Raw genomic sequence first — 19,128 nt, 5'->3', positions numbered from 1 at the left:
GGAGGACGCACGATGATTACACGACGCTCTATGCTGGTTCTTGCCGGTGCCTTGGTCGCGACGCCGGCTGCCGGCTATGTCGGCGCGCGCATCGCCTGCCGTTCGGTGCCACGCAATGTTCCGGCTTTCTTCGCGCATGCCGATCAGGACGTACTGCGCGAGTTCGGCCAGGCTGTGGTTCGACACACGTCAGCCTATGCCGATAGCGCTTTTCTGGAGGCGCAGGTCGCTTTGAAACCCAACCTCGTTGAGGCGAGCCTGACCACCTGCGAGCAAACACGCAGTGACCTGGTGGGTGCACAATGCGCGCAGGATTTTGCCGACGGTGATTTTGAGATCGTTGATTCTGTGATGGTCAGCCGCACCGAGATGCTGCTCTGCGCCAGCCTGGTCGCCGCCTAGGTCTTTACTTGGAAACGACAAACAAAAAACCCCGGTGCGATGGCACCGGGGTTTTTTGGTTTTGTGTGAAGTCGTCTTAGCCGAACAAGGCGTCAATCGCGTCCTGGTCGACCTGCGGGCCATCGCGCTGCGGACCATTGAGAATCTGCTCTTCCTTGCGCCTCTCGCGTGCCTTCTCCTCGTCCGTCGAGAAGGCCTCGCCATCGCTCTTCGGCAGCGATTCAAGCAAGCGGTCAAAGCGGCCTTCAAGCCGTTGCAGCGTTTCCACAACCTTGCCGATGCGCTGACCGGTTATGTCCTGAAACGTGCACGCTTCAAATATGTCGATCATCTGCGTGTCGACCATCTCCTGAAACGCTTCAGGATCGGAGCGGTCAGCCGCCATGATGGACTCAGCAGATTCCATAATGCGGTTGGTGGCCTTTTCGGTCTCTTCGACCACGGCGTCCAGTTCTTTGCCGGCCTCGGGCAGATGGTCGGCGCGCAGCTTGTCAACGCCCAGCGAAGAAAGCTCGTTGCGCAGATCGTGAATGTCTTCTGCCGCTTCGCGTACGGCATCGGCAAAGCCGTGTTCCAACGAGCGCAGCGTGCCTTCCAGCGAATCCGTCATGACCCGCGCCACATCAAGCGCGCGCACCATATCCAGCTTCTTTTGACCTGGGCCATTGTTGACACAGGCGACCAGAGCTTCGGCTTGTTTTTCGACGATGGAACTGATGTCCAGAGCCTCATTCTTAGCCATTGAGCATCCCCCTTTTGTTTATTGCAGTCAGCGCACAGTTCTGCCGTCACGAAAAAAGCGGCCCCTCTTCAAAGGCCGCCTTTGTCATGCTCTTAAGCCAGGCGCGAAGCGTCTGCTTTAGTCGCCGAAGACGGCGTCGATTTTGGATTTCAGCGTGGCCGCGTTGAACGGTTTCACGATGTAGTTGTTCACACCGGCCTTTTTGGCCGCGACAACGTTCTCGGTCTTCGATTCCGCCGTCACCATGATGAAGGGTGTACGTTGTAGCGACTCGTTGGAGCGAACCGATTTGAGCAGCTCATAGCCGGTCATGGGCTCCATATTCCAATCAGAGATCACCAGGCCGTACTTGCGCACCTTCATCTTTTCCAGTGCTTCTTCACCGTCCTTGGCATCGTCGATGTCTGAAAAGCCAAGCTGTTTGAGAAGGTTACGGATGATCCGCACCATGGTCTTGTAATCGTCGACGACAAGCACCGGGATGGACGTATCTACAGGCATACTCACTACTCCACTACAGCGGCGCGATTGCGCCACACGCGTCCCAAAATTTCTTACGAGGCAGGACCCATCGAGCGATGAGCAACCCCAAACCCGGGAAACAACTTACACACCGCCTTTGAATCGTTCGTTAATGGCGGCAAAAATTGCCCGCAACCCACGGTTGACCTGACATAGCTTGGCCAAAGGGCGTGCGCCGTTCGCGGCATAGCAAAGGCATGGAACAGGGTTTTAAAAGGAATGGTGCACTGCAACCAAAGGTTCGAGGAGCCGACACGACGTGAACGCAGCCATCTTGGAACTCCAGGGCCATGCCTTTGAAGACTTGTTTCTTGGACAGTCGGAAACCTATCGACGCACCGTATCGGCCTCCGACGTTGTGGGCTTTGCTGAGATCTCCGGTGATCGCAATCCGATCCACCTGTCGGAGCATTTTGCCGCGCGCACCCCGTTCAAGTCGCGCATCGCCCACGGGCTTTACACCGCAAGCCTGATATCGGCGGTGTTGGGCACGAGGCTGCCAGGACCCGGCGCGGTCTATCTCTCACAGACGTTGAGGTTCATGGCCCCGGTCCACATCGACGACGTCGTGGATGTCATCGTCGAGGTGGTCGAGTTGATCCCAGAAAAGAACAGGGCTCGCCTCTCCTGCGTCTGCAAAGTCGGCGAGAAAGTGGTTCTGGAAGGCGAGGCGCTGGTGATGGTGCCGACGCGCGAGCAACTCAAGCTTGCTTGATCCTGTAACCGCCCATCGCTAAAGCGGGCAGGCTGAAGATAGATAAGGCCCAGCTGTGCTCACCGTTCGCCAACCTGACCTGCCACCTGACCCTACGACGCCACGCGTGGTGATGATCGGCAATTTCGATGGGTTTCATCGTGGTCATCAGGCGGTGGCGCAGGCCGCGCTTGAAGTGGCGGAGGCGCGCGACGGTGAGGTTTGGCTTCTCACCTTCGATCCACATCCTCGCGCGTTTTTCTCGCCCACCGGCACCCACAGCGCGCTTGCTAGCCCGGCCGTCGAAGCACGACTGGCCGAGGCACTTGGCTTGGCCGGCATCTACACGATGACCTTCGACAATGCCCTCTCAAGCCAAACGCCGGAGGCTTTCATTGCCGACAACATCGTCGCGCGCATGCAGGCCGATTGCGTTGTCGTCGGTCATGATTTTCGCTTCGGGCAGGGAAGGGCGGGCAGCGCGGACACACTGCGCGCCCATGGCGGGTTTCGCGTCGTAGAAGTTGATGCCTTCACCGATGAGGGTGGGCAAACGGTTTCCTCAACGCGCATTCGTGGTCTGCTTTCCAGAGGACATCTGGCTGAGGCCAACGCGATCCTGGGACACCGCTATTTCGTCATCGGCACCGTTGAGCATGGCGAGAAACGCGGGCGCGAGCTTGGCTACCCGACTGCCAACATCGTGCTCGATAGCCGCAGTTCGCTCGCCCATGGCATCTACGCAACGACTATCAAGGTTGATGACCAAGTGTACTCGTCGGTGGCCAGCTATGGCCGCCGGCCGACATTCGGCGACAAGCCGCCTTTGCTTGAGGTCCATTTGTTTGATTTCTCCGACGACCTTTACGGGCAACACGTTGAGGTGGCCTTCCATGCCTATCTACGCCCAGAGAAAAAGTTCGACGGCATCGAACCGCTAATTGCTCAAATGGACGAAGACAGCGCCGAGGCTCGCGCTGCGCTCGCCACCGCCCAGCCGCTATCGCCACTCGATCAAGCCCTCGGTTTGGTGCATGCCACCGCCGTGCCAGCCTGAACCGTCGGCAAGCACGGCAAGTGAGCCTTTATTTCCTCATCGCGCCTTGATAAGAGCCGAGCATGGTTTGCAAATCGGTTTTCCAGCCTGCGATACGAATTATCGGCCCGGCTGCCCGCTGACGTCAGCGCGCAGTGCCGGGTTTGTTTGCTTTGACCCTAGCGCCGAGCAGCCGAGATCTGTGGCGGCGCTCCCCCACATGCCCTGATGATGTGAGATCATGACCGAACCGTTCGATTATTCGCAGACGCTATTTCTGCCGAAAACCGATTTTCCCATGCGCGCTGGCCTGCCAAAAAAAGAGCCGGAAATCCTGAAAGGCTGGGACGAACAGAACCTCTATAAGAAGCTGCGCGAGGCCTCGGCTGGCCGCCCGCGCTACATCCTGCACGACGGCCCCCCTTACGCGAATGGCCATCTGCACATTGGCCACGCGCTCAACAAGACGCTCAAAGACATGGTCACCCGCTCCAAGCAGATGGCCGGTTACGACTCCAACTATGTGCCTGGCTGGGACTGCCATGGCCTTCCGATCGAATGGAAGGTTGAGGAAGAGCTGCGCAAAAAAGGCAAGAAGAAAGACGATCTCGACACGGTCAGCCTGCGCGCCATGTGCCGCGCCTTTGCCGACGAATGGATCGGCGTCCAGGCTGAAGAGTTCCGCCGCTTGGGTGTCGAAGGTGATTTTGAGAACTATTACACCACCATGAGTTTCGATGCCGAGGCGACCATCGCTGAGGAACTGATGAAGTTCGCCATGGATGGTCAGCTCTATCGCGGCTCGAAGCCGGTTATGTGGTCAGTGGTCGAACGCACGGCCCTGGCTGAGGCCGAGGTTGAATATCAGGACTATGAGTCCGACACGATCTGGGTGAAGTTCCCGGTAAAGCGGCCCAAGGCTTCCGCAGAGCCGGACGCCGACACCGCCAACCGTGGCGCCGGGTTCACCTTCTATCCTGATCTGGAAGACGCGTTCATTCTGATCTGGACGACCACGCCCTGGACCATTCCGGGCAACCGCGCTGTCTCTTATTCCTCGCGCATCGCCTACGGTCTTTATGAGATCACCGCCGCAGAAAACGACTTTGGCCCTCAGGCCGGTGAAAAGTTCGTTGTCGCTTCGGCCTTGGTCGAGGAGGTCACCTCGCAGGCCAAGGTAGAGGCCAAGCAGCTGCGCGCCGTTGAAACAGACGAGTTGGCGGGGCTGGCGCTCAGCCATCCGCTGCATGCGCTCGGCTATACCTTCGATGTGCCCCTCATCGACGGCGATCACGTCACCGATGACGCCGGTACGGGCTTCGTCCACACCGCGCCAAGCCATGGCCGAGAGGATTTCGAAGCCTGGATGGACCACAGCCAGGCCCTGAAAGCGCGCGGCATCGACACCGACATTCCCTTTCCTGTCGATGATGCCGGTTTCTACACCAAGGACGCGCCGGGGTTTGGTCCCGATGCCGAAGGCGGCGCTGCACGCGTGATCGACGACAAAGGCAAGAAGGGCGATGCCAACAAGCGTGTCATTTCGGCGCTCATTGAGCACGACAAACTGTTCGCGCGCGGCCGCCTGAAGCACACCTATCCGCATTCCTGGCGCTCAAAAAAGCCGGTTATCTTCCGCAACACGCCGCAATGGTTTGTCTCGATGGACGAGTTCATCGAAGGCAAGCAGGGCGACACGCTGCGTAAGCGTGCCCTCAACGCCATCGACGCCACCACCTTCTATCCACCGCAAGGCCAGAACCGTCTGCGCGGTATGATCGAGGGGCGGCCCGACTGGGTGCTTTCGCGCCAGCGCGCCTGGGGCGTTCCGATCACCGTGTTCACCCACAAGGAAACCGGTGAGGTTCTGCGCGATCCAGACGTCAACCAACGTGTTGTCGAGGCATTCCATGCCGAAGGCGCGGATGCCTGGTTTGCCGACGATGCCAAAACTCGGTTCCTTGGCAACGCCTACAACGCTGACGACTACGATCAGGTGACCGACATTCTTGATGTCTGGTTCGATTCAGGCTCGACCCACGCCTATGTGCTCGACAAACGCGATGATCTGAAGACCCATCGCGAGGTCGATGGCGGCAAAGACCGAGTGATGTATCTGGAGGGGTCCGACCAGCATCGTGGCTGGTTCCATTCTTCGCTGTTGGAAAGCTGCGGCACGCGCGGGCGCGCGCCCTATGATGATGTGCTCACCCACGGCTTCACTATGGCCGAGGACGGCCGCAAAATGTCGAAATCACTGAACAATCAGATGTTCCCACAGGACATCATCAAGCAGTACGGCGCCGACATTTTGCGCGGCTGGGTTGCCAGCGTTGATTTCGTTGAAGATCAGCGCATCGGCCCGGAAATCATCAAAACCGTCGTCGATAGCTACCGCAAGCTGCGCAACACACTGCGCTGGGCGCTTGGCTCGGTGGCACATTACGACCGCGACCGCGATTACATGCCGGCCTATGAGATGCCGGAGTTGGAGCGCTACATGCTGCACCGGCTGACGACGCTGGATGCGACGGTGCGCGAGGCCTATGATCGTTTTGACTTCCAGAAGGTGTTTCAGACACTCTTCGCTTTCGCGACGATCGATTTGTCGGCGTTCTACTTCGACATCCGAAAGGACGCGCTCTATTGCGATGCACCCTCCAGCCCGCGCCGCCGCGCTTGCCTGACCGTGCTCGACGTCACGCTTAATGCGCTCGCCAAATGGCTCGCTCCGCTGCTTCCATTCACGATGGAAGAGGTCTGGCAGAATCGGCATGGCGAAGCAGCCGCCTCTGTGCATCTGCAACAGTTTCCAGAGGTGCCCGCCGACTGGCGCGATGAAGGCCTTGCGGCGCGCTGGAAGACGATCCGCCAGGTGCGACGCGTCGTCACCGGCGCGTTGGAGATCGAACGGCGGGAAAAGCGTATCGGCTCTTCGCTTGAGGCTGCCCCTGCGATCCACATCGCCGACACCGATCTTTTCGACGCCGTCAAAGACGTCGATTGGGCCGAGGTCGCCATCGCCAGTCAGGCCAGCATCCATCGTGGGGCAGCGCCGGACGGGGCGTTTCATCTTGATGATGTCCATGGCGTTGGTGTGGTTCCAGGAAAGGCCGAGGGCCGCAAGTGCGCGCGCTCGTGGAAAATTCTGCCCGAGGTCGGCACCGATCCCGATTTTCCTGACGTCACCCTGCGTGACGCCGATGCCCTGCGCGAGCTGGGCATCCAAAAGGCGGCCTAGCCGAGCGGATGACCCGACCTTTTTTCTTTGGCTCGATCATCGCTGTAGTTGCCTTGATTGTCGATCAGTTGGTGAAAACCTGGCTGCTGTTTGGCTTTGATCTCGGCGCCAAGGGCCGTGTTTTTCTCACGCCCTTCTTCGACCTCGTTTTGGTCTGGAATCGCGGCATCTCCTATGGCCTCTTCGCAGCTGGCAGCCAGGCGCAAGTCTGGCTTCTGGTGGGCGTGAAAACCGTCATCACGCTGGCGCTAATTGTCTGGCTGGTCCGCAATACGGATCGCCTCACCGCTGTGGCGCTGGGCCTTCTGATTGGCGGTGCGATCGGCAACACCATCGATCGCGTCCTCTACGGCGCGGTGGTTGATTTTGCCTCGCTGCACGCGTTCGGGTTCTACTGGTATGTCTTTAACCTCGCCGATGTGTGGGTCGTTGCCGGGGTTGCGCTTCTCCTGTATGACGCGTTTCTGGTGGGGCGGAACCAGAAAGTAACCGGCGAAGCTCCATAGCGATCCGCGCAACTTGGTCTGGCATGCTCTTGCCCCATTTGGGGTTTAACGCCAGGCTCAGCGCGAGACGAAAAAGGTTTGTGATGCGTTTGTTTTCCTTTGATTCCGCCGCACGATTCGGCACGGTGATGATCGCTGGCGTCCTGCTCGCCGGGTGCGCCAGCTATGGTTCCTTCGACGAAAATGAACCGGGCTTGGAGCAAAGCATTCTTGGCGACGTTGCTGGTGTCGTTAGTCTGGCGCCGGAAGAAGAACCGATCGAGTACTCCGCACGTGCACCGCTGGTGGCACCGCCCTCCACGGATCGTTTGCCAGCCCCGCAAACGCAAACCGCAGTTGCGGCCGACCCCAATTGGCCGACCGGTTCAAGGGAACGCATGGCGCAAGTGTTGCAGAGCGAGGATCAAACCCTGGTCTACACGCCGGGCGTTGACGGTGTAGATATTGCCGCGACGCAGGCCCTTGCACAGCGCAGTTCACAGCCGCAGCAGGAAAACAATGCGGGCTTGGATCGGCCCTTGCTCCCGCATGAACTTCAGCGGGAAGAAGACATCGAGTTGGCTCGGGTGCAAGCCAATGCCGCTCGCGAAGCCGACGCCGCCATCCGCGGCCGGCGCTTCCTGACCGATCCGCCGGTTGCCGCCCGCACGCCCTCTCCTGAGGCACCCTATGGTGCTGAGGCTGAAGAGCTGGCCGAAGCTGAACAAGGCGGCTTCACCTGGTGGCCGTTTTAGCGGCTGACTCCAAGTCGCTAACGTTACACGCTGTCCATAATCCTCACCAAACTGTGACAGGCGCGTCCCTTTTCGCGCGCGGCGGCCAACCCTACGTGCAGCCTTCAAGTGTTTTCACCTGGCCATCGTTTGCATTCGGTGCCCGGGTATGATGAAGGAAGCAGTCTGGATGATGTCAGACAAGGCCGGCTCTGCGCCTGTCCAAGGTTCGCGAAAGCGACCACAGAGCCGATCGCTATCATCTGCAGGTGCTGACAGGCTGCGCTTTACGATTCTTTTCTTAGGGGCCTTGCTCATGACCATGATTTCCTCACCCCATGGCCTCACGCCCAGCACAGCCGCATCAAGCGATTTCTCGTTTGCGCCGGGCGCCAGCCAATTCACGCTCGATAATGGGATGCAGGTCGTGGTGATCCCAGATCGTCGTGCCCCCGTCGTTACGAACATGATCTGGTACAAGGTCGGCGCCGCCGATGAGCCACCAGGACAGTCCGGCATCGCCCATTTCCTGGAACATTTGATGTTCAAGGGCACAGTCAACTTCCCTGACGATACCTATTCGCAGACGATCTCGCGTCTTGGTGGCACAGAGAACGCCTTCACCTCCTACGACTATACCGCTTACTTCCAGCGCATCGCCGTCGAACATCTGCCGCTGATGATGGAGATGGAAGCTGACCGGATGAAGAACCTCGTTCTGTCCGAGGAGGTCGTCGCATCCGAACGCAATGTCATCCTGGAAGAGCGGGCCTCACGCGTCGACAACGACCCGTCCGCGCTGCTGCGCGAGAGTTTTTCTGCCACGCTTTTTCAGAACCATCCCTATGGCGACCCGATCATCGGCTGGCGCCATGAGATGGAAGACCTCTCGCGAGAAATGGCGCTCGACTTCTACGCCCGTTACTACACCCCGGAAAACGCTATCCTGGTGATCGCCGGTGACGTGGACGAGGCGACGGTGCGCCCGTTGGCCGAACAGTTTTACGGCGTGCTTCCCGCACGCGAAGGCGCGATCACCGAGCGCCGCCGCCCGCTTGAACCGGAGCCGGTGGCTGAACGTCGGATCAATATGCGCGATGAACGCATCGCCCAGCCGGTCGTTCAGATCGCCTATCTGGCACCGTCCTACACACACAATGATGATGAGCGTCGAGCCCCGGCATTGGACGTTCTCAGCCACTATCTGGGCGATGGCACGACCAGCCGCCTTTACAAGCATTTCGTCATTGAGCAGCGCTCCGCCGCGGCCGTGGGTTCATTCTATCAGGGTTCTGCCCTTGATCACGGCACATTCTATCTCTTCGCCTACCCGGCAGAGGGTGTGTCGCTGGAAGCGCTTGAGGCCGATCTGATGGCCGAGTTGGAGCGTTTCCTCCAAGAGGGCATCAGCGAAGATGAACTGGCGCGCGCCAAACGCAATCTGGTGGCCCAGACGGTTTTTGCGCAGGACAGTCAATCCGCGCTGGCGCGCATTTTTGGGTCGTCTCTTGCGGTTGGCGAAAACCTTGCTGATGTTCAATCATGGCCCTCGCGCATCGGCGCTGTCACCGTCGATGATGTGATGGACGCCGCGCGATTGGTGCTCCAACCGCACCGCGCGGTGGTCGGCCTGCAACGCCCGGCGACGGTTCCATCGGAAACCGCATATGGCGCTGATGGCTAGCGTCTCGCGCCTTCCCACCATAAAGACAAAAACGGCTGGTCTCGCGCTGGCCCTCACACTGGTGATCACCATGGCCCTCAGTTTGACCGAACCACAACGCGCCGAAGCTGCCGTCAATGTTCAAGAGCGTACCAGCCCCGGCGGCATCGCCTACTGGCTGGTCGAAGACGATACGATTCCTCTGGTGGCGGCACGGTTCGTTTTTGAAGGCGCAGGCGCCGTTCAGGATCCAGACGGCAAGGCCGGAACGGCAAACCTTTTGTCTGCGCTGCTGGATGAAGGCGCGGGCGATTATGACAGCATCGCCTTCCAAACGCTGCTCGAAGACAATGCCATTCGGCTCAATTTCGATGCCAGCCATGACAACTTCTCCGGCGAACTGACCGTGCTGTCCGACACGATAGAGCTTGGCACCGAGCTGCTGGCCCTGGCCCTCAATCAGCCGCGCCTGGATGAAGACGCGATTGAGCGCACCCGCGCTCAAATCATGGCCGGCATTCGCCGCGATCTGAATGATCCCGAAAGCATCGCCTCGCGGCTTTCCGCTGAAACCTTCTTCGCAGGTCATCCCTACGCCCGCCAGGCGCAGGGGTCGCTGGACTCTGTCCCGGCCATCGGCCGCGATGGTCTTCTCGCCCACCACGCGGCCACGCTTGCGCAGAGCACCATCAAGGTGGCGATCGTCGGCGATCTGTCGGCGCAGGCAGCCGACACATTCGTTGACACGGCCTTTGGCGGCTTGCGTCAGGATCCCGACCTGCAGCCGATCGCCGATATGGTGATCCCAACCGGCGCCCAAGCGCTTGAAACGCAGGACGTGGCGCAAACCGTCATCCGGTTCGCACTGCCTGGCCTTGCACGTGACGATGACGATTTTCTCACCGCCTTCGTGATGAACCACATTCTCGGCGGGGGTACGTTTTCCTCGCGCATGTTCAAAGAGGTTCGCCAGGAACGAGGGTTAACCTATTCGGTCTACACCTATCTTTCGGCCCGCGATCATTCACCCATTCTCGGTGGCGGCGCTTCGACCCGGCCGGAACGCGCCCAGGAAACGCTGGATGTCATGCGCACCGTCATTGCCGAATTTGTCGAGAACGGCCCGACCGAGGAAGAGCTTCAGCAGGCCAAGGATTTTTTGATCGGGTCCTACCCGCTGCGCTTCGACAGCTCGCAAAAGATCGCGCAGCAACTGGTTGGCATGCAGCTGGAACGCATCCCGGCAAGCTACATGGTCGAACGCGCCGACCTGATACGGGCGATTACGGTGGACGACATCCGCCGCGTTGCCGACCGCATCTTGAAGGCGCCGCTTTCGCTTGCCATCGTAGGACAGCCGCTGAGCTGATTCACGTCGAACCGACTACCCAGAGAGGGCATGTGCAGACCGTTCTTGCCCAACCGCCCGCTGAAGGGCGCCGCAGCATTCGTCAACTGCCTGATGGTGTGATCAACCGCATCGCCGCTGGCGAGGTGGTCGAGCGGCCAGCGAGTGTGGTGAAGGAATTGGTCGAGAATGCGCTCGATGCTGGCGCGCGCCATATCACCATCACGCTGCAGGCTGGCGGCAAGGCCGCCATTCGCGTCACCGATGATGGCTACGGCATGGGTCCGGACGACCTGAAACTGGCCATTGCCCGCCATGCCACATCGAAGCTGTCCGACGATGAGCTTGTCGATATCCGCACGCTTGGTTTCCGCGGCGAAGCGCTGCCCTCAATCGGTGCTGTCGCCAAACTGACGATCACGTCTCGCGCCCAGGGATCGGCGGATGCCTTTCGCATAAGCGTTGACGGCGGCGAGACGTCAGGACCGGCCCCGGCAGCGTTGTCGGGTGGCACGGCGATCGACGTTGAAGACTTGTTCTTCGCGGTACCGGCGCGCCTGAAGTTTCTCAAATCCGATCAGGCCGAAACCACCGCCGTCGCTGACACAGTCCGGCGCTTGGCGCTCGCCGCCCCGAAAGTCGGTTTCCGTTTGCAATCCGAACGGCGGATGATCCTCGATCTGACCCCAGCCGATGCAAGCCTTGCCTTCACCTCGGCGCTAGAACACCGCGCCGCCGATCTATTCGGGCCGGACGCCCGCTCCAACATGCAATCGCTGCATGCCACCCGCGAAGGCCTGTCGCTGGAAGGCATGGTTGGATTGCCGACCTGGCATCGCGCGACAACACGCGACATCTATCTGATGGTCAATGACCGGCCGGTACGCGATCGCCTGCTCACGGGCGCCATTCGTGCCGCCTATGCCGACTTGATGCCGCGCGACCGGTTTCCTGCTGTTGTGATCGCCGTCGCCATTGACCCGGCGCGCGTCGATGTGAACGTGCACCCGCAAAAATCCGATGTGCGGTTTCAAAATCCTGGCCATATGCGCGGGCTGATCATCACCGCGATCCGTGACGCTCTGGGAGAAGCCGGTCTGGCGGCGTCCACCAGCCTTGCCGACCAGGCCTCCAATGCCTTCACGCCGCAAACATCTTATGCGGCACCAAGACGTTCAAATGCTTCTGGCTGGGCAGAGGCCGCCGCTCACTACGATCCCGGTCCTTCTCGCTCGGCAACGCTGGCCGGCATGGATGTGCCGTCGAGCCCGATGGCACCCCCGCCGGAGGATGGCTCCGAGACGTTGGAGCCGGACCATCCGCTGGGCACGGCCCGCGCGCAGCTGCACGAAACCTACATCCTAGCCGAAAGCCGCGAGGGCATCGTTTTGGTCGATGCCCATGCTGCCCATGAGCGGCTGGTCTATGAAAAGCTGAGGGCCGGGTTGGAGCGTGACGGCATTGCCACTCAACCGCTGCTCATCCCCGATGTCGTCGAGCTTCCGGCAGGCAATGCCTCGGCCATTTTGGCGCAAGCCGAGGGGTTGGCGAATCTCGGCCTGGTCCTTGAACCCTTCGGCGCCAACGCGGTTCTGGTGCGGGAAACACCGGCGATGCTCGGCGTCTGTGACGCAGCAAGCCTGGTGAGGGATTTGGCTGAAGAGTTCGCCGAGGCTGGCGCTTCGACCCGCCTTGAAAATCGTCTCCACGCTGTTGCCTCGACAATGGCGTGCCACGGCTCAGTCCGTGCCGGGCGCCGATTGAAGGTTGATGAAATGAATGCGCTGCTGCGCGAGATGGAGCAGGTGCCCGCCGCCGCGCAATGCAATCACGGGCGCCCAACCTTCATTCGCATGGATAAGGCCCGGCTCGACAAGCTGTTCGACCGCTAGCCTTTTGCCGAAGCCCGGCCTTTGTTGCGCCCACGCAGCATCTTGCCGGTCGCCTTGACCGTGCCTGCGCTGCCTCGACCAAGTAGCCAGCCGATGAAGGCGCCGATAAGCGCCATGACGCCGCCGGCGATTGTGAGAGGAATGGCCGGCTCGAACCGTTCGCGCGCGCCTTCGACAACGCGCAAGTCTGGCTCGCGCATCACCAGCCAAATTTGTTCGAACGGACCGGCGCTTTCGATGGCTTCGGCTTGCCCTTTGAGTCGCTCGTAGCGATCCAGGGTGCCGGAGATCTGCTCGCCGCGTTGACCCAAAAAGCTATTGTCGGTGTCGCGATACTGCGCCAGCGCTTGATCGCGCGACAGTCCAGCGCGCTCGCTGGCTGCATCGAAATCCTCAACGACAACTTCAAGTTCGGCCACGGCGCCGCCGAGGGCCTGGCGATATTGCTGTGAGAATTCCGGCGCCTGGCTCATCGTGCCAGCACCCAGAACGGCAAGAACAGCGGTGAACAAGCGTCCAATCATGGCACGGTTTTATAGCGCAAAAACCAAAGCTGCGTCTCCCCCATCTTCCGAATTTGGAGGACCTGGAACGCCTCGGGGATGGCAAGATCGGTTTTGGCGGTTTCTTCCACGATCACCAACGCGTCGGGCGCCAGCCAGTCGCCGTCGTCCAGGACTGCCAGTGCCTTGTCGCCCAAGCCTTTGCCATAGGGCGGATCCAGAAACGCGAGCGTCGCGCGTTCCATCTTGCCGCGATCACCGATCTTGGTGGCATCGCGCTTGAAGAGCCGCGCCCGAGCGGCGACGCCGCAGGCCAGCATGTTTTCCCGGATCAACCCGCGCCCTTCAATCGAATTGTCGATGAACAACGCAAACGCCGCGCCGCGCGACAGCGCTTCCAGCCCGAGCGCACCGGTTCCGGCAAAAAGATCGATGACCGTCGCACCTTCCAAGCCGTGGCCTTCGGCGAACAAATCATCATTGTGCGCGAGGATGTTGAACAGCGCCTCGCGCGCACGATCCGTGGTCGGGCGCACTGCCTGGCTCGTCGGCGCCTTGAGGGCGCGACCTTTGAACGTGCCGCCAACGATCCGCATGCCCGCCTACCTGCCGCGTGTCTTTTGCGGGCCGCGACCGCCGGTCCGGCCCTTACCACTGCCCTGGCTGCTACCCTTACGTGCCGCGCCAGGGCGCGAAACAAAGCCCGGCTTCCCGCCTTTGGGTCCGTCCGGCGTCGGCTTACCACGGCCTTTGCGCAGCGGTGCGTTGCCCGATCCCCCGCGGCCTGTCTTGGCCGGTTTGTCGGGTCGTGCCGGCGTGTCGCGACCGACAACAGGTGTGCGCATCGGGCCGTCAAAGTCGAGACCCGCATCTTTGAAAATCTTGCCCGAGAGCTGATCCTTCAGAATGCGCGTCCGCACCTCTTGCGCAGCGCCCGGCTCCAACTCACCCAGTTGAAACGGACCGTAGGAAATGCGGATCAGCCGATTCACCTGCAGGCCGAGCGCTCCGAGCACGACTTTCACCTCACGGTTTTTGCCTTCGCGCAGACCCACCGTCAGCCATTGATTGTCGCCCTGTTGACGTTCAATGGCGATCTCCATCGGGCCGTACTGGACTCCCTCAGTCTCCATGCCTTTGCGGGCCTTTTCCAGCACATGATCCGGCGCCTCGCCAAAGGCGCGCACCCGGTAGCGGCGCAGCCAGCCCGTTGAGGGCAGCTCCAGCAGGCGTTTCAGCGCGCCATCATTGGTCAGCAGCAGCAGCCCTTCAGTGTTGAAATCAAGCCGGCCCACCGGATGGGCGGTTTTCAGCTCTTTGGGCAGGACATCGCGCAGAACCTTGCGCCCTTCCGGGTCGCGCGCCGCGGTGATAACGCCCTTGTCCTTGTGATAGAGCCAGAGCCGCGTGCGCTCAGCCTCCGGCAAGGGCGCACCATCAACTTCGATCTTGTCTTTGTCTGTGACCGTAACGGCTGGTGTTGTGAGCAGCTTGCCGTTCAGCTTCACCCGGCCATCGGCGATCCAGGCTTCCGCATCGCGGCGCGAGCAAAGGCCGGAGCGCGCAATGACTTTCGCCACTCGATCGCCCTTTGCGGTTGGATTGGATTTGCCTGTCTCTGCCATGGGAGGCCTTTCGCCGGATCAAGGCACCTTTTGACGGCGCGCGACCGCCTGTGGCAAGCCCTGACGATGACAATCAACACCCAGCAAGATAGATTGCCCAATCCATCGCCCATGGACCTTGCACTCCAAGAGGCCAAAGAGGCCGCGCGGCGCGATGAAGTTCCCGTCGGCGCCGTCTTGGTAATGGATGGCCAGATCATTGCCGCCGACAGCAACCGGACGCGGCAACTTCTCGACCCGACGGCCCATGCCGAAATGCTTGTCATCCGCGAGGCCGCGCAGACCCTTGGGCAGGAGCGGCTTACCGGCGCAGATCTCTATGTAACGCTTGAGCCCTGCGCCATGTGTGCTGCTGCGATCAGCCACGCGCGCATCCGCCGGGTCTATTTCGGCGCGGGTGATCCGAAGATGGGCGCTGTCCTGCATGGACCGCGCTTTTTCGACCAACCGACCTGCCATCACGCGCCGGAGATCTATGATGGCATCGCCGCCTCGCAGGCCGAAGACTTGCTGAAAAGCTTCTTTGCAGGCAAGAGATAGGGCCATCCCAAACCGGTGAACAGGGACTGACAGCATGGTGTTTTCAAACAATGATCGTGAAGCGCTCATTCGCTACGACACGCCGGAATATCACGTGCTGCGCCCGGGTGATTACGTGGTTTGCGCGGTGACGTTCGAGCGCATTGCGCTCACCGACCTAAAATACTGGTCGGTTGCACGCCAGGAAGCCTATAAGGATGCCGCTGCCTCTTTGGAGGCCGAACGCCGTTCGCTGAAAGCTTCTTAAACGGCGCTAGTCGAACTCCACCAGAACCATGTCGCGCCGCCATTGGCGGATCGCTTGGCGCAGCAAGGAGCGCAGATAGTCCGGGTCCTCGAACGTGAGCTTAGCCGGAATTTTCGTTGACGCATTGTCCAGATCGCGCAGCGATCCCGAATGGCCTTTGAACCGCATGGCATCCTTCTCGGTGGTCACCAACGTGGCACCGCGCTCCCTGGCAATGTTGACCAGTTCACGGGCATCCTCGGTCGTATAGGCATGATGATCGGGATAGGCCTTTTCCTTCACCACATTGAGGCCAGCCTCTTTTAGCCGCGCAAAGAATTTCGGTGGATGGCCGATGCCGCAATAGGCATAAATCTGTTTGCCGGACAGATGCTCCGGGATGTCCATCTCCAGCGTTGCTGAGAGCACCGGTTTGCCGCGCTTGGCGGCCTGGCGCACGACGCTGTGCGCGCCCTGTCCCTTGCCGATCACGATGACAAAATCAACGTGGCGCAGCTGCGCCCCAACGGGCGCTCGCAAAGGACCGGCGGGATGGCAGAGGCCGTTACCGACGCCAAGCCGTCCATCGACGACGGCGATCGACAGGTTCTTGATGATGGCCGGGTTTTGCAGCCCATCATCGAAAATCGTGCAGGTCGCCCCGATCTCAAGCGCGCTGTTGATCGACGTCATCCGGTCTGGACCGACAAAGGTCTCGCCGCGCCGCGCCAGCAGCAAGGGTTCATCGCCGACTTCCTCGGCCAGATGACGATCCGGATCGACGCGGAAACTGGTCGTCGCCAAGGAACCGCCATAGCCGCGCGTCACAAAAGCCGGCTTGAGACCAAGGTCTTCGAGCACATCATAGACCGCAAGCGAGGTTGGGGTTTTTCCCGCTCCGCCGGCGACGAAATTGCCGATGCAAACTACCGGCAGTGCACCAGGTTCGCCCTCTTGCGCCATACGACCGGAAACCACGCGCCCATAGGCGAACGCTGCCGGGGCCAAAGCATATTTTTTCAACGTCTCGCCAAGCTTTTGCGGCTCGTCCGGCTCCGGCCACCAATAGGGAGGAGGCGTCAGGCTCATCGGCGTGCTTGCTCCAAGGCGGCGGACACAGAAAAGGCGGTCAGCAACGGTTCGATGGCGTCCATCGTTGCTTTCAAGGCGCCCTCAAACTCCTGGACAGCCCGCTCGGCCTGATCGCAAAGCTTCTTTCTTTCAGGCTCGTGCACCAGCAGCCGGCCGACCGTGCGCGCCAGAATTTCCGCGCTTTCCACTTCGATGGCCGCGTCGGACGAGTTGAGCGCTGTGTAGATTTCGGGAAAATTGTGCACATCCGGTCCGTGCAAAATGGCAGTGCGCAGTTTCGCCGGTTCAATCGGGTTCTGTCCTCCGTGGCGCACAAGGGAACCGCCAATAAAAGACACCGGCGCCACACGGTAGTGCAGGCCCATCTCGCCGATCGTATCGGCAATATAGATGTCGGTTTCCGGCTTCGGCAGATGACCTTCGCTGCGCAAAGTGTGGGTCAATCCCTCCGACTCCGCGAGCGCAGCCACCTCGCGCCCGCGTTCGGGATGACGCGGCACGATGATCGTCAGGAGATCGGGCAGATGGTGCTTCAGCGCTTTGTGGACGCGCAGCGCAATCGCTTCTTCGCCCGGATGGGTGGATGAGGCGAGCCAGGATTTCCGCCCGCGTAGCGTCTGTTCGAACAACTTCAACTGCGCCGGATTGTCGGCGGGCGCCGGTGTATCGAACTTCAGGTTGCCGGTGACGCGCACCCTTGGCGCGCCAAGAACACGATAACGTTCCGCATCGTCCACTGTCTGCGCCAGGCACAGCGTCACGTTGGAAAGCATCGCGCCGATCAGCCCGCTTGCCCGCCGCCAGCGGAAAAAGGAGCGTTCCGACATGCGCGCATTGACCAGAACATGTGGGATGCCGCGTTTGGCAAGCGCGTGGAAGGTCGCCGGCCAAAGTTCGGATTCCACAAAGATCGCAAGCTGCGGCTTCCAGGCATTCAAAAAGCGGTTGACGAAAGGCGCCAGATCAAGCGGCGCATATTGATGCAAGGTGCGCGGGCCGATCTGCTTGGCGGCCAACTGCGCCGACGTCACCGTGCCGGTGGTGAGGACCACATAGGACCCGGTTTCCTCAATCCGTTTGACCAGCGGCAAGATCGCGATCGTTTCGCCCACGCTGGCAGCGTGCACCCAGATCAACGAGCCATTGGGTTTGCGTGATCCGGGATGGCCGAAGCGCTCCTTACGACGCGGCAGATCTTCTTTGCCACGACGGGCGCGGGCTTGGATCAACGCGCCGGCAAAGGGTGAGACCAAGGTTCCCGCGACGCGATACGTCGCCAACAAGCTTTCTGAAAGCACATCAGCCATGGGCGGGTCCGGTCTCTCCGACAGGCGCGGCGAAGGCGGGTTTGCCGCCTATTTGCGCATAGCTGTGGGTTTCCAGCGCGTGCAGCCGCTCTTTCACGATCGCACACCAATAGGCATCATCGGGTTCATCATCGCTGACATAGATCGGCGCCGTCGTGCCGATGGCACCCTTGGTGAAGGGCAGCGCGACCGAGGCGCGGTCCCAACTGGAAAGCGTGATGCGTGGGCTGGTGAGGTAAAAAGCCGGGATGATCGGCCGCCCGGTCTTGCGTGCAAGCTTGATCAGCCCCGGTGAGACCTCTCGGGCGACCTTGGGCACATCCGCGGTCAGCGAAACGCTGTTGCCCTCGGACAGAACCTTCACAAACTGCAAGAACGCCCGCGCGCCACCTTTTTGATTGCCGCGTTTTTTCGGATCACCAGCGCCACGAATGGTCTTGATGCCGAGCTTTTCTGCTGCGATCGCGTTCATCGTGCCATCGGCGCTGCGCGAGATCATCACATGCATGTTCCAGTCTTCTGGTGCAGCCAGGGCGATCATAAAATGCTCGCCATGCCAGAACGTGAAAATGGCCGGCAGGTGATTGGGCAGTTCGTCGCGTTCATGGTCGAGATCGGTATCGACCTTGCGCGCGGTGCGATCGACCAGCCAAAGGTATCCCGCCAGCGTGTTGCCGGCGATTGATTGGATCACGCGATTGCGGCCAAGCCGCTTGTACCAGGGCGCACTCATAGGGCGCTCAATGACCGTTTAGCGATCTCACGCGTCCGGGTCGACGTCACCTGGTTCCAGGAGCCGGTGCATGTGGACGACGAAATAGCGCATATTGGCATTGTCGACTGTCGCTTGGGCTTTGGCGCGCCAGGCGGATTCGGCCTCGGCATTGCTTGGAAAAATGCCAACAATGTCGAGATTTTCAACGTCGGTAAAGGTGTGCGAGTCGGGCGTTTCCACCTCGCCGCCGAACACAAGATGCAGCAATTGTGGCTTGGTTTCCTTAAGCGTGCCGCTCATCGCGCCTATTCCTTTGTCGTCAGATGATTGGGGGGATGGCGCGTTCTTACCTGACAGCACT

Annotated in this window: 20 protein-coding genes; 11 read left to right on the top strand and 9 right to left on the bottom strand. The window is 60.6% G+C overall.

The annotated features are described in order from the left end of the window. Positions 1-12 precede the first annotated feature (12 nt). Positions 13-402 (top strand): hypothetical protein, encoded by a 390-nt coding sequence (locus JJ917_16815; protein MBO6700492.1) that lies wholly within the window; start codon positions 13-15, stop codon positions 400-402. Positions 403-478: 76 nt separating this feature from the next. On the opposite strand, the gene JJ917_16810 is transcribed toward JJ917_16815, so the two are convergent. Together JJ917_16810 and JJ917_16805 are read right to left on the bottom strand one after the other, a co-directional pair. Next, positions 479-1,144: a protein phosphatase CheZ gene (locus JJ917_16810; protein ID MBO6700491.1), complete on the bottom strand. Its 666-nt coding sequence runs from the start codon at positions 1,142-1,144 to the stop codon at positions 479-481. 117 nt (positions 1,145-1,261) lie between these two features. Then, complete coding sequence (locus JJ917_16805) at positions 1,262-1,645, bottom strand: response regulator (protein MBO6700490.1); 384 nt, start codon at positions 1,643-1,645, stop codon at positions 1,262-1,264. A gap of 292 nt (positions 1,646-1,937) precedes the next feature. On the opposite strand from JJ917_16805, the gene JJ917_16800 reads away from it, so the two are divergent. From JJ917_16800 to mutL, 8 genes are all read left to right on the top strand, one after another. Next, a complete protein-coding gene (locus JJ917_16800) occupies positions 1,938-2,381 on the top strand; it encodes a MaoC family dehydratase (GenBank protein ID MBO6700489.1) in 444 nt (147 codons plus the stop codon). 112 nt (positions 2,382-2,493) lie between these two features. After that, complete coding sequence (locus JJ917_16795; protein MBO6700488.1) at positions 2,494-3,417, top strand: bifunctional riboflavin kinase/FAD synthetase; 924 nt, start codon at positions 2,494-2,496, stop codon at positions 3,415-3,417. 220 nt (positions 3,418-3,637) lie between these two features. Beyond that, entirely contained in the window at positions 3,638-6,637 is a 3,000-nt protein-coding gene (locus JJ917_16790) for an isoleucine--tRNA ligase (protein ID MBO6700487.1), read from the top strand. 8 nt (positions 6,638-6,645) lie between these two features. After that, a complete protein-coding gene (locus tag JJ917_16785) occupies positions 6,646-7,143 on the top strand; it encodes a signal peptidase II (protein ID MBO6700486.1) in 498 nt (165 codons plus the stop codon). A gap of 83 nt (positions 7,144-7,226) precedes the next feature. Next, on the top strand, positions 7,227-7,877 hold the full coding sequence (locus JJ917_16780) for a hypothetical protein (protein MBO6700485.1): 651 nt from the start codon (positions 7,227-7,229) through the stop codon (positions 7,875-7,877). Positions 7,878-8,172: 295 nt separating this feature from the next. Continuing rightward, positions 8,173-9,540 (top strand): insulinase family protein, encoded by a 1,368-nt coding sequence (locus JJ917_16775; protein MBO6700484.1) that lies wholly within the window; start codon positions 8,173-8,175, stop codon positions 9,538-9,540. 70 nt (positions 9,541-9,610) lie between these two features. Then, complete coding sequence (locus JJ917_16770) at positions 9,611-10,888, top strand: insulinase family protein (GenBank protein ID MBO6700483.1); 1,278 nt, start codon at positions 9,611-9,613, stop codon at positions 10,886-10,888. 32 nt (positions 10,889-10,920) lie between these two features. Then, positions 10,921-12,759 (top strand): DNA mismatch repair endonuclease MutL, encoded by a 1,839-nt coding sequence (gene mutL, locus JJ917_16765; GenBank protein MBO6700482.1) that lies wholly within the window; start codon positions 10,921-10,923, stop codon positions 12,757-12,759. On the opposite strand, the gene JJ917_16760 is transcribed toward mutL, so the two are convergent. From JJ917_16760 to JJ917_16750, 3 genes are read right to left on the bottom strand one after another with little or no spacing between them, the layout of a single operon-like run. Beyond that, positions 12,756-13,283 carry a DUF2937 family protein gene (locus JJ917_16760; protein MBO6700481.1) on the bottom strand — a complete coding sequence of 176 codons (528 nt, stop codon included), beginning with the start codon at positions 13,281-13,283 and terminating at the stop codon, positions 12,756-12,758. The genes mutL and JJ917_16760 overlap by 4 nt on opposite strands. Then, positions 13,280-13,858: a 16S rRNA (guanine(966)-N(2))-methyltransferase RsmD gene (rsmD, locus tag JJ917_16755; GenBank protein MBO6700480.1), complete on the bottom strand. Its 579-nt coding sequence runs from the start codon at positions 13,856-13,858 to the stop codon at positions 13,280-13,282. Before rsmD ends, JJ917_16760 begins: the two co-directional genes overlap by 4 nt. Positions 13,859-13,864: 6 nt before the next feature. Then, entirely contained in the window at positions 13,865-14,887 is a 1,023-nt protein-coding gene (locus JJ917_16750; protein MBO6700479.1) for an rRNA pseudouridine synthase, read from the bottom strand. A gap of 111 nt (positions 14,888-14,998) precedes the next feature. On the opposite strand from JJ917_16750, the gene JJ917_16745 reads away from it, so the two are divergent. Both JJ917_16745 and JJ917_16740 read left to right on the top strand, forming a co-directional pair. After that, positions 14,999-15,427, top strand: a complete 429-nt coding sequence (locus JJ917_16745; GenBank protein MBO6700478.1) for a nucleoside deaminase — start codon at positions 14,999-15,001, stop codon at positions 15,425-15,427. A gap of 34 nt (positions 15,428-15,461) precedes the next feature. Further along, entirely contained in the window at positions 15,462-15,674 is a 213-nt protein-coding gene (locus JJ917_16740; GenBank protein MBO6700477.1) for a DUF2093 domain-containing protein, read from the top strand. 6 nt (positions 15,675-15,680) lie between these two features. Here the strand turns inward: JJ917_16740 and JJ917_16735 are convergent, their stop codons facing one another. From JJ917_16735 to JJ917_16720, 4 genes are read right to left on the bottom strand one after another with little or no spacing between them, the layout of a single operon-like run. Continuing rightward, a complete protein-coding gene (locus JJ917_16735) occupies positions 15,681-16,742 on the bottom strand; it encodes a tetraacyldisaccharide 4'-kinase (protein MBO6700476.1) in 1,062 nt (353 codons plus the stop codon). After that, positions 16,739-18,052 carry a 3-deoxy-D-manno-octulosonic acid transferase gene (locus JJ917_16730; GenBank protein ID MBO6700475.1) on the bottom strand — a complete coding sequence of 438 codons (1,314 nt, stop codon included), beginning with the start codon at positions 18,050-18,052 and terminating at the stop codon, positions 16,739-16,741. Before JJ917_16730 ends, JJ917_16735 begins: the two co-directional genes overlap by 4 nt. Beyond that, positions 18,045-18,785 (bottom strand): lysophospholipid acyltransferase family protein, encoded by a 741-nt coding sequence (locus tag JJ917_16725; GenBank protein MBO6700474.1) that lies wholly within the window; start codon positions 18,783-18,785, stop codon positions 18,045-18,047. The genes JJ917_16730 and JJ917_16725 overlap by 8 nt, the downstream gene beginning before the upstream one ends. A gap of 27 nt (positions 18,786-18,812) precedes the next feature. Continuing rightward, a complete protein-coding gene (locus JJ917_16720; protein ID MBO6700473.1) occupies positions 18,813-19,067 on the bottom strand; it encodes a DUF4170 domain-containing protein in 255 nt (84 codons plus the stop codon). Positions 19,068-19,128: the final 61 nt, after the last annotated feature.

It is taken from the genome of Hyphomicrobiales bacterium (genome assembly GCA_017642935.1).
GTDB lineage: Bacteria > Pseudomonadota > Alphaproteobacteria > Rhizobiales > MH13 > MH13.
This window is presented reverse-complemented; position numbering and strand designations above follow the sequence as displayed.